Consider the following 13,547-nt stretch of genomic DNA (forward strand, 5'->3'; position numbering starts at 1 on the left):
AGGCGGGCGGCGGCGAGCCGGCCCGGAACCGAGGCGGCGAGCTCGGGGGCGAGACTGCCGATCATGCCGAGATAGTCGCTGGTCTTGAACGCGGTCGCCGTCACCAGGGCTGCGCAGCCGACCTTGTTGAGCGCGAATTCCAGCTCGGACAGGCGATAGGCCGGATTGATCGTGACCAGGATCAGGCCCGCCCGCGCGGCGGCGAATTGGGTGAGTGTCCACTCGGCGCGGTTGAGCGACCAGATGCCGATCCGATCGCCGGGTTGCAGGCCGAGGGCGAGCAGGCCTGCCGCGAAGGCATCGGCGCGATCGCTCAGCTCCCGCCAGGTCCATCGGATGCCCTGGGCGGGCGCGATCAGGGCCGGCTGGTCCGCCCAGTCCGCAGCCGCGCGCGCGAGGGCCTGGCCGATCGTCTGGCCGAGCAGCGGCGCATCGGCCGCACCATGGACATAACTCAACACTTGGTCGGTCATTCCATCCTCCCCATTTCGCGGGTCGTGCCGTCTTGCGCGGTCACGACCGTATGCGCTGCGTCGTTTCTTGGTCTGCTTGCCTCGACGGGATCCGATTCGGCGGGTCCGCATCATGGTCCGGGGCGCGCCGGGGCGCCATCACGGTTCGGCCGCTCGATCAGGCCGCGGCCTGCCGCCGGGACAGGATGGCGCGTGCGGCCTTCGACGCCGGCTCCCGGTTCAGGTGACGGGTGATCGAGAGCCCCGCATCGACCAGGGCTTCCAAGTCGATGCCGGTCTCGATCCCCATGCCGCGGAGCATGTAGGCGACGTCTTCCGTGGCGACGTTGCCGGTGGCGCCCCGCGCATAGGGACAGCCGCCGAGGCCCGCCACCGCGCTGTCGATCACGGACACGCCCAGATCGAGGCAGGCGAGGAGGTTCGCCAGCGCCTGGCCGTAGGTGTCGTGGAAATGCAGGGCGATCCGTTCCAGCGGCACGGCCGCCGCGACGCCCTCCACCAGCCGCCGCGCGGCCAGCGGAGTCCCGGTGCCGATCGTGTCGCCGAGCGAGATCTCGTAGCAGCCCAGGCCCAGAAGAGCCTCGGCGACCCGCGCGACGGCCGCCGCCGCGACCGCCCCCTCGTACGGGCAGCCCAGCACGCAGGAGACGTAGCCGCGTACCCGGAGGCCGGCGGCCCGCGCCGTCTCGACGACCGGGGCGAAGCGCTCGAGGCTCTCCGCGATCGAGCAATTGATGTTGCGGCGGGAAAAGCTCTCCGAGGCGGCGGCGAAGACGGCGACCTCACGGACTCCGCAGGCGCGCGCGCGCTCCAGGCCCTGGAGATTGGGCACCAGCACCGGGTAGCGGAGTCCCGGCCGGGGCCGAAGCTGCGCCAGCACCGCCGCGGTGTCGGCCATCTGGGGCACCCATCGGGGCGACACGAAGCTTCCGGCCTCGATGCTGGTCAGGCCGGCATCGGCCAGCGCCTCGATCAGCGCGACCTTGGCAGCCGTGGGTATGGTGGTCGGCTCGTTCTGCAGCCCGTCCCGCGGGCCGACCTCGACGATGCGCACGCGCTCCGGATAGGTCACGGCCCCGGTTCCCCGGCCGCGAAGGTGACGAGCTCCGTTCCCTCCTCGACCATGTCGTCCACGGCGTGACGAACCTGCGCGACGGTGCCCCGCTGCGGTGCCCGCAGGGTGATCTCCATCTTCATCGCCTCGACGATCACCAGCGGCGCGTTCCTCTCCACGACATCGCCCGGCCGCACCAGAACGTGGGTCACGCGGCCCGGAACCGGGGCCGTCACGCGATCGCTGCCGGCCGCTTCGGTCCGGGGTGGCGCCAGCGGATCCTCGACGACGAAGGTGTGGTTCCGCCCCGCCAGGATCACCGTGCATTCCGCGCCGTGCCAGACCACCCGCAACCGCCGCGACACGCCGTCGATCGCCAGAAGCGGCCCCGCCGCGTCGGCCGTCAGCGCCGCCTGCACGGAGCGGCCCGGCCAGGCGAGACGGTAAGACCCGTCGGCCAGGGGATGGACGCGCAGGGTGATCGCGGGCGCGTCATCCTGGCGGAAGCGCAGGTCCTGAGCGGCCTCCCCGTTCATCCGCCAGGCATCCGGCGCGGCCCAGGGGGACCAGGGATCACCGGTGGCCTGTGCCTGCCCGGCATTCTCCGCCGCCCGGTCGCGCACCACCGACAGGGCCGCGGCCGCCAGAGCGGCGGTCTCCGAACCGTCGGAATCCGGGGCGGCCGAAGCTCCCCCGAGGAGGTCGGGCGCGTGGCGCGCGATGAAGCCGGTATCCAGCTCCGCGGCCGCGAAGGCGTCGTGGCCGGCGATGGCTCGCAGCAGGCCGAGATTGGTCGTGACGCCGACCACCGCGTATTCGGCCAGGGCCGCGCCCAGGCGCCGGAGAGCGGCCGGGCGATCCTCGCCCCAGACGATCAGCTTGGCGATCATCGGATCGTAATGCGCGGTGATCTGGTCGCCCTGCACGATCCCGGTATCCACCCGCACCCGGCCGGGCACGTCCTGCGGCTGGCGCAGATGGACGAGCGTGCCGACGGCGGGCAGGAAATCCCGGTCCGGGTCCTCGGCGTAGATGCGTGCCTCGATGGCGTGGCCACGCAGGGCGAGGCGGTCTTCCCCGAGGGGCAGCGGCTCGCCCGCCGCCACGCGCAGCTGCCACTCGACCAGATCCAGCCCCGTGACCATCTCGGTGACGGGATGCTCGACCTGCAGGCGGGTGTTCATCTCCATGAAGTAGAAGGCGTCGCCCTCCGCGATGAACTCCACCGTTCCGGCGCCGACGTACCCGACCGCCCGGGCCGCGGCGACGGCGGCCTCGCCCATCTGCTTGCGGCGCAGCGGGTCCATCCCCGGGGCTGGCGCCTCCTCCAGGACCTTCTGGTGCCGCCGCTGGATCGAGCAGTCGCGCTCGAACAGCGAGACGGTCCGGCCCTGGGTGTCGGCGAAGACCTGGATCTCAATATGCCGGGGGCGGGTGAGGTACTTCTCGATCAGCACCCGGTCGTCGCCGAAGGAGGCCGCCGCCTCGCGCTTGGCCCCCTCGATCGCGGCCGCGATGTCATCCGCCGACGCGACGATGCGCATGCCCTTGCCGCCGCCGCCGGCCGAGGCCTTGATCAGCACCGGGTAGCCGATCCGCGCCGCAGCCTCCCGCAGCACCGGGATGTCCTGCGCTTCGCCGTGGTAGCCGGGCACCAGCGGCACGCCGGCCCGCTCCATCAGGGCCTTGGATTCGGCCTTGGAACCCATGGCCCGGATCGCGGCCGGGGGCGGCCCGATGAAGACGAGGCCGGCCTCGGCGCAGGCTTGCGCGAACGCGGCGTTCTCGGACAGGAAGCCGTAGCCGGGATGGATCGCCTCCGCACCGGAGCGCCGGGCGGCCTCGAGGATGGTGTCGGCCACCAGATAGCTCTGGCGCGCCGGGGCCGGACCGATCGGCCAGGCCTCGTCGGCGAGCCGCGTGTGCCGGGCCCCGGCATCCGCCTCGGAATAGACGGCCACCGTGGCGATGCCGAGCCGCCGGGCGGTGTCGATCACCCGGCAGGCGATCTCCCCCCGGTTGGCGACGAGGATCTTGCGGAACATCGTGCGGCTCCTCAATCCTGCCGCCAGGCCGGCGGGCGCTTCTCGAGGAAGGCCGCGATACCCTCCTGCCCTTCGGCCGAGGCGCGGCGCAGCGCGATGCGCCGCCCGGTCTCGCCCATGAGATCGGCGTCGATCGGCCGGCCCTCGCAGAGGAAGACGAGATCCTTGGCGTCCGCCTGAGCCCCGGGCGCACCCTGCAGGGCGGCCTGGAGCACGGCCGCGCCCGCCGCCGTCAGCTCCTCCTCGGCGACCACCTCGTGCACGAGACCGATCTCCCGCGCCCGCGCGGCCGGGACGAGTTCGGCGGTCTGGAACAGGCGGCGGGCCCAGCGCGGGCCGATGGCGTTCACCACGTAGGGGCTGATGGTCGCCGGGGTCAGGCCGAGCTTCACCTCGCTGAGGCAGAAGCTCGCCCGCTCGGAGGCGATCGCCACGTCGCAGCACGCGACCAGGCCGACGCCGCCCCCGTAGGCCGCGCCCTGCACCAGGGCCAGGGTCGGCTTGGGCAGCCGGTCCAGCGTGTGCATCAGGCGCGCGAGCCCGGCCGCGTCGGCGCGGTTGGCGTCGGGAGACTGGCGGGCGATCCGGCGCATCCAGTCGAGGTCGGCCCCGGCGGAGAAGCTGCGGCCGCGGCTCGCCAGGACCACGGCCCGGATCCCGGGCTCGTCGCCCAGGCGGTGCAGGGCCGCGGTGAGATCCGCGATCAGGGCGTCGTCGAAGGCGTTGTGCCGATCCGGGCGATTGAGGGTCAGGGTGGCGACGCCGCGCGCATCCACCGCCTCCAGGATGGTCTCGGTCATCGTCGCGCTCACATCCGGAACAGGCCGAAGCGGGACTGGGCGATCGGCGCGTTCAGGCTGGCGGAGAGGCCCAGCGCCAGCACGCGCCGCGTGTCGGCTGGATCGATCACGCCGTCGTCCCAGAGCCGGGCGCTCGAATAATACGGGTGGCCCTGCCGCTCGTACTGGTCGCGGATCGGCGCCTTGAAGGCCTCCTCGTCCTCTTGCGACCAGCTCTCGCCGCGGCCTTCGAGACCGTCCCGCCGCACCGTGGCCAGGACCGCGGCCGCCTGCTCGCCGCCCATCACGCCGATGCGGGCGTTCGGCCACATCCACAGGAAGCGCGGCGCGTAGGCGCGGCCGCACATGCCGTAATTGCCGGCCCCGAAGCTGCCGCCGATGATGATCGTGAACTTCGGCACCGCGGCCGTGGCGACGGCGGTGACCATCTTGGCGCCGTCCTTGGCGATGCCGCCGGCCTCGTACCGCTTGCCCACCATGAAGCCGGTGATGTTCTGGAGGAATACCAGGGGGATGCCGCGCTGCGCGCAGAGCTGGATGAAATGCGCGCCCTTCTGCGCGCTCTCCGAGAACAGGATGCCGTTATTGGCGACGATGCCCACCGGGTAGCCCCAGACATGCGCGAAGCCGCAGACCAGGGTCTGGCCGTAGAGCCGCTTGAACTCGTCGAACGCGCTGTCGTCCACCAGCCGGGCGATGACCTCGCGCACGTCGTAGGGCGTGCGCAGGTTCGACGGCACGACCGCGTAGAGCTCCTCCGCGGCGTAGCGCGGCGGCACGGGCTTGCGCAGGGCGATCGAGGGCCGCTTCACGGTGTTCAGGCTCGCGACGATGCTCCGGGCGATGCCGAGCGCATGCGCGTCGGTCTCGGCGTAATGGTCGGTGACCCCCGAGGTTCGGCTGTGGACGTCCGCGCCGCCGAGATCCTCGGCGCTGACCACCTCGCCGGTGGCGGCCTTCACCAGGGGCGGTCCGGCGAGGAAGATCGTGCCCTGATTGCGCACGATGATCGACTCGTCGCACATCGCCGGCACGTAGGCGCCGCCGGCGGTGCAGGAGCCCATCACCACGGCGATCTGCGCGATCCCCTCGGCCGACATGGTGGCCTGGTTGAAGAAGATCCGTCCGAAATGGTCGCGGCCGGGGAAGACCTCGTCCTGGTTGGGCAGGTTGGCGCCGCCGCTATCGACCAGGTAGAGGCAGGGCAGCCGGTTCTGCTGCGCGATCTCCTGCGCGCGCAGGTGCTTCTGCACCGTCAGCGGAAAATAGGTCCCGCCCTTCACGGTGGCGTCGTTGGCGACGATCATGCACTCGCGCCCGCTGACCCGGCCGATCCCGGTGATGATCCCGGCCGCGGGAATCTCGCCCCCGTACAGGCCGTGCGCGGCGAGCTGGCCGACTTCGAGGAACGGCGAGAAGGGGTCGATCAGGGCCGCGATGCGATCCCGCGGCAGCAGCTTGCCGCGCGACAGGTGCCGCTCGCGCGCCGTCTGCCCGCCGCCGAGGCGGACCCGCGCCGCGGTCGCGCGGAGATCCGCCACCAGCCCGCGCATATGCGCGTCGTTGGTCCGGGCCTCGGCGGAGCGGAGATCCAGCGTGGTGTCCAGCGTCGGCATGTCCCTTACACCTCAGAGGTGCGCGCTCCCGCGGGGCACCGCCCCGCACCCGCGAACGGTCGATCACCGTTTGAAACCCTGACCTTCGACGGTCGAGCCGGAACGGCGCGGGACGTCGAAGCCCGGGGTTCGGTCAGGCGGTCTCGTTGAACAGCTCGCGACCGATCAGCATGCGGCGGATCTCGCTGGTGCCGGCGCCGATCTCGTAGAGCTTGGCGTCGCGCAGCAGCCGTCCCGTCGGGTAATCGTTGATGTAGCCGTTGCCGCCGAGCGCCTGGATCGCCTCGAGCGCCATCCAGGTCGCCTTCTCGGCGGCGAAGAGGATCGCTCCGGCCGCGTCCTTGCGGGTCGTCTGGCCCCGGTCGCAGGCTTTCGCGACGGCGTAGACATAGGCCCGCGCCGCATTGGCGGTCGTGTACATGTCGGCGATCTTGCCCTGCATCAGCTGGAACGTGCCGATGGGCTGGCCGAACTGCTTGCGCTCGTGGATGTACGGCAGCACGACATCCAGGCAGGCCTGCATGATGCCGAGGGGGCCGGCCGCGAGCACGGCCCGCTCGTAGTCGAGCCCGCTCATCAGCACGTTGACGCCGCGCCCGACCTGCCCGAGCACGTTCTCCTCCGGGACCTCGCAGTCCTGAAACACCAGCTCGCAGGTATTGGAGCCGCGCATGCCGAGCTTGTCGAGCTTCTGGGCGGTGGAGAAGCCCGGGAACGTCTTCTCGATCAGGAAGGCGGTGATCCCGCGCGGCCCCGCTTCGGCATCCGTCTTGGCGTAGACGACGAGGACATCCGCGTCGGGACCATTGGTGATCCACATCTTGGTGCCGTTGAGGACGTAGCGGTCACCGCGCTTGTCCGCGCGCAGGCGCATGGACACCACGTCCGAGCCCGAGCCCGGCTCCGACATGGCCAGGGCGCCGACATGCGCGCCCGAGACGAGCTTCGGCAGGTATCGGCGCTTCTGGTCTTCGGTGCCGTTGCGGTGGATCTGGTTGACGCACAGGTTCGAGTGCGCGCCGTAGGAGAGGCCCACGGAGGCCGAGGCTCGGCTGATCTCCTCCATGATCACCACGTGATCGAGGTAGCCCATGCCGGCGCCGCCATATTCCTCGCCGACGGTGACGCCGAGCACGCCGAGATCCCCGAACTTGCGCCAGAGATCGGCGGGGAAGTCGTTGCACCGGTCGATCTCGGCGGCCCGCGGCGCGATCTCGACGGATGCGAACCGGGCGACCTCGGCGCGCAGGGCGTCGGCCGTCTCGCCGAGGCCGAAATCGAAGCCCTTCAGGCCGTTCAGCATGAGCGTCCTCCCGCGGGGCCGGCTGCGTGCCCTCGTTGCAAACGTACGTACGTTAGTTTTTGCCCGCCGGCAAGGGTTTACAAACGATCGGCCGTTCGTTTTGTTTGACTGGTCTTCCCAGCCTCTATACGGCCCGAGCCGGGTGGCGGGCGGTTTGCCGGAAAGGGTTTGATGAGTCGCATCGCTGGACCCAAGGGGCTGCGCACCGCCGCGGCGATCCGGCGTGCCGGGTTGAAGCTCATCTATCGCCACGGCTTCGGCGCGATGAGCCTGCGCGACCTGGCATCCGAGGTGGGGATACAGGCGTCGTCGCTCTACAACCACATCCGCACCAAACAGGATCTCCTGTTCGATCTCATCCGCGAGCACATGGAGGCCCTGCTGGCGCAGACCGATGCGGCCCTCGCGGCGGCGCCGGACACGGCCACCGACCGCCTCCGCACCTTCATCCGCCATCACATCGTCTACCACCTCGAAAAGAAGCAGGACGTCTTCATCGCCAATTTCGAGCTGCGCTCCCTGGATGCGCCGCATTACGCGACGATCGTCGCCATGCGGCGCGCCTATGAGGGGAAGCTGATGGCGGTGCTCGATGCCGGCGTCGCCACGGGCGAGTTCGACATCCACGACACGCGGATCACCGCCTACAGCATCCTCGCGATGCTGACCGGGGTGTGTACGTGGTACAAGCCCGAGGGAAGACTATCCAAGTCCGAGATCGTCGATCTTCACACGAACATGGTGCTGCACGGCTGCATCGCGCAACGCGAGCACGCCCTCCCCTGAAGGGTGCGTCCGTCGCATGAGGCCTGCGACTTTGGCGTGTCGAGAGCGGGGTATGGATCTGCTGAAGAGCCTCCTCGACGGGATCGAGGGCGGCACGGCTTCGAGCGAGCCTGGTCAGCACGCGTGATGGCCGGGCCGGCGGCGGTGGCGGTTGAACCGGGCATGCGCGCCCGACCACCCCAGCGATGGCGGCCGGTCCCCGCAACGAGGCGATCCGCTTGGTCCGGAGGTGCCCGGTCGTAGGCCTCGCGGACACCAGGGTTTGTCCCGGCGCCAGATTTCTGGATAAAATCTACCATTCTCCTGAGGTGCCCATGTCCGCTTCGGCTGCTCCGCCGCCCGCCCCCGATCGCCTGCGTCACAAGACGGTCTCGGCGGCCGTCACCGAATCGCTCCGTCAGCGCATCCTGAACGGCGAGTTCGCGCCGGGAATCCAGCTGCGCCAGGATGCGCTCGCGGAGGAGTTCGGCATCAGCCGCATCCCGGTCCGGGAGGCGCTGCTGCAGCTGGAGGCGCAGGGCCTGGTCAAGATCGTCCCGCATCGCGGGGCCGTGGTCACCGGCCTGTCCGTGGAGGAGGTCGAAGACATCTTCCGCCTGCGCGAGCAGCTCGAGCCGCCGCTGCTGGCGCTCTCCGCCCGCCGATTCGCGGCGGCGGATTACCGGCGGCTGCGCAGCCTGACCGATGAGTACGGCGCGGCGCTCGAGGCCGGCCAGGTCGAGCGATGGGGCGAGCTGAACCGGAGCTTCCACCTGGATCTCCTGCGCTACGCCGACCGCCCCCGCTCCTTGAGCATCGTCTCTAGCCTGCTCCAGGATTGCGATCGCCCGACCCGGCTGCAGCTCTCGGCCTCGGGGGATACCGCGCGCGCCGACCACGAGCACACGCAGATCGTGGCACTCTGCGAGGTCGGCCGAATCAACGAGGCGGCCGCACTCTTGCAGGCCCATATCGCGCACGCCGCCGTCTCGCTCGTGGCGATCTATCGGCAGGCTCATGCCGGGTGAGCGACACCCTTCACACGCCTCGAAACGAGGGCCTTGACGCGTCCGCAGATTTTATACAATCTACAAGCATGAACCGGTGAGGGCGCCGTGGCCGAGCACGCATTGGTGACAGAGGGGCTGACCAAGGCGTTCGGAGGCTTCACGGCCGTGCGCAACGTCGACTTCGCAGTCCGGCGCCATGCAATTCACGCGCTCATCGGCCCGAACGGCGCCGGCAAGACCACGTTCTTCAACCTGCTGACGAAGGTCCACACGCCGACCGGCGGGCGCATCCTCTACGAAGGCGCCGACATCACCCACGACAGCGCGGCGGCGATCGCCCGGCGGGGGATCGTGCGCTCGTTCCAGATCTCGGCGACCTTCCCGCACATGAGCGTGCGCGACAATGTCCGGGTCGCGCTGCAGCGGCGCCTCGGGACGCAATATGCGTTCTGGCGCTCGATCCGGTCGCTGTCGGTGCTGGACGACGAGGCCATGGCGCTCCTGTCCGATGTGGGGCTCGCCGACTACGCCGAGGCGAATGCCGCCGATCTGTCCTACGGGCGCAAGCGCACCCTGGAGATCGCCACGACGCTGGCGCTGGATCCGCCCCTGCTGCTCCTCGACGAGCCGACCCAGGGCATGGCCATCGACGATGTCGACCGGATCAAGCGCCTGATCCGGCGGATCGCCGTGGGCCGCACCATCCTGATGGTCGAGCACAACATGTCGGTGGTAGCCGACCTCTGCGACGCGATCACCGTGCTCCAGCGCGGCGAGATCCTGGCCCAGGGCCGCTACGACGAGGTCTCCGCCGATCCCGGGGTGAAGGCGGCCTATCTCGGGGGCGGGCATGCCTGAGATGGACTTGCCCGGATCCGCCGCCGCCCTGGATATAAGCGGGCTCGAAGCCTGGTACGGCGAGAGCCACGTTCTGCACGGGATCGACCTCACCGTGCGCGAGGGCGAGTGCGTGACCCTGCTCGGGCGCAACGGCGCCGGGCGCAGCACCACCCTCAAGGCGATCCTCGGCCTGACCGACCGCCGCGCCGGCTCGGTGCGGGTGCGCGGGCAGGAGACGATCCGGCTTAGCACGCACCGGATCGCCCGGCTCGGCCTCGGCTACTGCCCGGAGGAGCGCGGCATCTACCGCTCGCTCACGACGCAGGAGAACCTCACCCTCCTGCCCCGCCTCGGGCCCGACGGGATGTCGGTGGCCGAGGTGCTGGCGATGTTCCCGAACCTCGCCGAGCGGGCCGAGAGCGGCGGCGGCCGGCTCTCGGGGGGCGAGCAGCAGATGCTGGCCCTCGGCCGCATCCTGACCACGGGCGCCCGCATCCTGCTGCTCGACGAGATCACCGAGGGGCTCGCCCCGGTCATCGTCGAGGCGCTCGGGCGGGCGGTGGCCCTGCTCAAGAGCCGCGGCTTCACCATCGTGCTGGTGGAGCAGAACTTCCACTTCGCCCGCCACCTCGCCGACCGCCATTACGTGATCGAGAACGGCCGCGTCGCGGCCGAAATCCCGGCGGGCGAGGTGGCGGCCAGGGAGGCCGAGGTCGGGCGCCTGCTCGGCGTCTAGAGCATCGTCCCGAAAGGTGGCTGCGGGCTTTCGGACCAAGACGATGCACAGTCAAACCCCCGGCGGGGAAGAATTGGCGGGACGAACAGGAGGCGGGAACATGCGGTCACGGTTCATCGGTTGCGTGCTCGGCGCGTCGCTCGCGTCGGCCGCCCTGCCGGCGCTTGCCGCCGAGGCGGTCAGCGACGGCGTCGTCAAGATCGGCATCCTCAACGACCTGTCGGGGATCTATTCCGACTTCACCGGGCGCGGCTCGGCCGTGGCGGCGCAGATCGCCATCGACGAGATGGGCGGCAAGGTGCTGAACGCCCCGGTCGAGCTCATCGCGGCCGACCACCAGAACAAGCCCGACATCGCCGCCAACCTCGCCCGGGAATGGTTCGACCAGGGCAAGGTCGACATGATCGCCGACTTCCCGACCTCCTCGACGGCGCTCGCCGTGATGGAGATCGCCAAGCAGAAGAACCGGGTGACGATGCTCTCGGCCGGGGTCGCCATGGCGGCGATCAACGAGAAGTGCTCGCCGCTCAACGCGCAGTGGATGGTCAACACCTACGCGCTCGCGGCCGGCACCGCCAAGGCGCTGCTGAAGACCGGCCGCAAGACCTGGTACTTCGTGACCGCCGACTACACCTTCGGCCATTCCCTCGAGAAGGACGCCTCCGCGGTGGTGGAGGCCGAGGGCGGCAAGGTTCTGGGCGTCTCGCGCCACCCCTTCCCGGGCGGCGACTTCTCCTCCTTCATGCTGAAGGTGAATATTCGTTTTTGGCAGACGTAAAGTATTGTAATTGTTATGGAAAATTTTAGGTGCGGGACTCTGAAGCGACCGGTGCGGGACCGGTGGGCTTGTTCTGTTCGCTGTTCCGACGTGCCGCTCGGGCCAGTTTGGCGCGGTTCGCACTGCGCACGTAGACGGCACTCTCGCGTGACCCATCTGCCCAACCGAATAGCGCGTTGAGCTGCGATTCTGAAGCCCCCGCTTCGGCCGCCATCGCGGCGCCGATCTTGCGCAGACCATGGGCACGACCCGGCACCCCGGCAGCCTGACATGCGTGCTTGAACCATTCACCGAACGATCCAAGGGTGTAGGGCATCAAGTTCTGGCGGACGATGAACGCCAGGTCTCCGGTCGGCCCAGTTACCAGTGTAGCGGCCAGGGCGGGCAGCACAGGGGCCGTCACGACGATGCCGGTCTTCTGGGTGCGGATGGTGAACTCATGCCCGTCAGGCCCAGCGTGCAGGTGCTGCCTGCCCAGACGCACCGCATCCACCCGCCGCAGGCCGGTATATAGCAGCACGTCCATGGCTACCCGCTGCCTTGTGCCGACAGGCCAGAATGCCTGGTACTGAGCCACCTCCTCCTCGGTCCACGGGAGGTGCCCATCCTGTCTGTTGACGCGCCTGAACGGTTTGATTCCCGTGGCAGGGTTCACGGTGATCCCTGCCGGCAGTACATCGTGCTGAGCGAGCGCCCAGTCGAACAGTACGCGCATTGAGGTGATGAACTGGTTGGCCGCGGAGGGTTTGTCTTTGCGAGCATCGCGGCTGGCCATGATGCTCCCCCGCCCGATCTCCTTGATCGGCAGGTGCCCCACGCCTTTCTCCGCAGCGCGGTACTGAGTCTCGTGGTTTGCGCGCGTCTTATGCGCCAACGCTTTCCACTCCCCGCTCGCCATGAACTTGGCGATGAGCCAGGCCATCGTGCCCTTGGCATTGCGTGGGTTAGCTACTGGTTTCGGAGCGCCCTCTACGGCAAGCCGATACGCACGCCAGAACTCGGTCGTGCCGTACTCTTCCTTGATGCGGATGCGGGGCTCGTGCCCAACGCGGACGTACCAGACCAGCTTGCCGTGGCGCGTGCGTTCGCTGCGCAGATGGAGCTGTTTGGATTTTGGCATCCCGTTCTCAAAAGACGTGGATCTTTTCCGGCTCGTCGTCTTCCTGCGGGACGGTGTCAAGGTAGTGGCGCGGCGCAGGGCCAGGCTCAATGACCACACCGTCCCGCGTGTAAACGATCCGCGGATGCGTGAACCCCGCCTCCACGAGTGCGCGGATGGCTCGGGCGATCTCGGCCTGAGTTGCTGTGGCGGGACGGGTGCTCATGTTGTTCCTAGGAACAATCGAGTTCGCAAATGAAATAGGGGTCGCCCCCTATCTGGCTATCGAGCTGGCGGATGCGAGTTCCGGATGTTGTTCCGCGGAACCGGAAAGCGCGGCGGCCGACGCCTTGAGGCCGGCAACCTCGACCTTCCGCCAGGTCTCGCGAGTACCGGCAGGAAGATCCGCCCAGGTCTTCGCGGTTTTAGACCCGGCACTACATGCGCAATACGTTTCGTAGGAAGTACGTCCGACTTCGTGAGCTTGGGACATGGCGGGAATTGTTCCGGTGAACAGGCGGTTTCAGGCATATGACTTCGGGGTCTTAGATCGTCAACCCCACAAGTTGAAAGTTGGATTTTTGATGCAACCGCGTGCCTGCACGAGCACAGTCTAGGGTGGTAAGCGTGAGCTATTGTTTCCTAACTGAAAGGTTTCGTGATCGGTCGAGTCTGTTTTTGACTCGATAGTGCTTGGTCGATTCGATTTTGGCATGGATGCGGTTCGAAGGTGAAACGGGGAGCCCGGTGGCTCTGTTCCCGTATTGTTCTCTTTTTGGTTGTGGTGGGTCAACGGGTCGAGGCGGTTCTGTGGATGGGTGTGGAAAGGTCGGCGCGGCGCAGAGGGGGCGGGTTGGGTGTTAGGAATTTAAACGGATTGGTTTTTGGGGACCTGGTATTTTTCGGGATCGATTTTGGAGGGTGGGGTCGGGGAATCAGAGGCTTGGTTTCTGGTCCTGGGTATTTGCCAACCACCCACAAAAGCACACCGCCCTCCCCACCCCCCGTTGGGCGCCTACCCCACCCCA

General features: G+C 68.8%; 13 protein-coding genes. 5 read left to right on the forward strand and 8 right to left on the reverse strand.

What is annotated here, in order from left to right:
* The 6 genes from WYO_RS20135 to WYO_RS20160 form a co-directional block, all read right to left on the reverse strand.
* On the reverse strand, positions 1 to 473 hold a 473-nt coding region (locus WYO_RS20135; RefSeq protein ID WP_007565900.1), incomplete at its 3' end, for an AMP-binding protein.
* A 157-nt stretch (positions 474 to 630) separates the two neighbouring features.
* Entirely contained in the window at positions 631 to 1,545 is a 915-nt protein-coding gene (locus WYO_RS20140; RefSeq protein WP_007565903.1) for a hydroxymethylglutaryl-CoA lyase, read from the reverse strand.
* Entirely contained in the window at positions 1,542 to 3,572 is a 2,031-nt protein-coding gene (locus tag WYO_RS20145) for a biotin carboxylase N-terminal domain-containing protein (protein ID WP_007565904.1), read from the reverse strand. The genes WYO_RS20140 and WYO_RS20145 overlap by 4 nt, the downstream gene beginning before the upstream one ends.
* Before the next feature lie 11 nt (positions 3,573 to 3,583).
* A complete protein-coding gene (locus tag WYO_RS20150) occupies positions 3,584 to 4,372 on the reverse strand; it encodes an enoyl-CoA hydratase/isomerase family protein (RefSeq protein WP_007565906.1) in 789 nt (262 codons plus the stop codon).
* A gap of 8 nt (positions 4,373 to 4,380) precedes the next feature.
* Positions 4,381 to 5,988, reverse strand: coding sequence for a carboxyl transferase domain-containing protein (locus WYO_RS20155; protein ID WP_007565908.1), 1,608 nt, complete (start codon positions 5,986 to 5,988; stop codon positions 4,381 to 4,383).
* A 133-nt stretch (positions 5,989 to 6,121) separates the two neighbouring features.
* Complete coding sequence (locus WYO_RS20160; RefSeq protein ID WP_007565910.1) at positions 6,122 to 7,291, reverse strand: isovaleryl-CoA dehydrogenase; 1,170 nt, start codon at positions 7,289 to 7,291, stop codon at positions 6,122 to 6,124.
* Positions 7,292 to 7,462: 171 nt separating this feature from the next.
* On the opposite strand from WYO_RS20160, the gene WYO_RS20165 reads away from it, so the two are divergent.
* The 5 genes from WYO_RS20165 (at position 7,463) to WYO_RS20185 (ending at position 11,420) form a co-directional block, all read left to right on the forward strand.
* Positions 7,463 to 8,077 (forward strand): TetR/AcrR family transcriptional regulator, encoded by a 615-nt coding sequence (locus WYO_RS20165; protein ID WP_007565912.1) that lies wholly within the window; start codon positions 7,463 to 7,465, stop codon positions 8,075 to 8,077.
* Between the two features lie 314 nt (positions 8,078 to 8,391).
* Positions 8,392 to 9,084 carry a GntR family transcriptional regulator gene (locus WYO_RS20170; RefSeq protein WP_007565915.1) on the forward strand — a complete coding sequence of 231 codons (693 nt, stop codon included), beginning with the start codon at positions 8,392 to 8,394 and terminating at the stop codon, positions 9,082 to 9,084.
* Between the two features lie 87 nt (positions 9,085 to 9,171).
* Positions 9,172 to 9,924, forward strand: coding sequence for an ABC transporter ATP-binding protein (locus WYO_RS20175; protein ID WP_007565917.1), 753 nt, complete (start codon positions 9,172 to 9,174; stop codon positions 9,922 to 9,924).
* Positions 9,917 to 10,642, forward strand: a complete 726-nt coding sequence (locus tag WYO_RS20180; RefSeq protein WP_007565919.1) for an ABC transporter ATP-binding protein — start codon at positions 9,917 to 9,919, stop codon at positions 10,640 to 10,642. The genes WYO_RS20175 and WYO_RS20180 overlap by 8 nt, the downstream gene beginning before the upstream one ends.
* A 100-nt stretch (positions 10,643 to 10,742) precedes the next feature.
* On the forward strand, positions 10,743 to 11,420 hold the full coding sequence (locus tag WYO_RS20185; RefSeq protein ID WP_007565920.1) for an ABC transporter substrate-binding protein: 678 nt from the start codon (positions 10,743 to 10,745) through the stop codon (positions 11,418 to 11,420).
* 25 nt (positions 11,421 to 11,445) lie between these two features.
* Here WYO_RS20185 and WYO_RS20190 read toward each other — a convergent pair whose 3' ends face one another.
* Complete coding sequence (locus tag WYO_RS20190) at positions 11,446 to 12,540, reverse strand: tyrosine-type recombinase/integrase (protein ID WP_007565921.1); 1,095 nt, start codon at positions 12,538 to 12,540, stop codon at positions 11,446 to 11,448.
* 7 nt (positions 12,541 to 12,547) lie between these two features.
* Complete coding sequence (locus tag WYO_RS20195) at positions 12,548 to 12,745, reverse strand: hypothetical protein (protein WP_007565923.1); 198 nt, start codon at positions 12,743 to 12,745, stop codon at positions 12,548 to 12,550.
* Positions 12,746 to 13,547 lie beyond the last annotated feature (802 nt).

Source organism: Methylobacterium sp. GXF4 (assembly GCF_000272495.1).
GTDB lineage: Bacteria > Pseudomonadota > Alphaproteobacteria > Rhizobiales > Beijerinckiaceae > Methylobacterium > Methylobacterium brachiatum.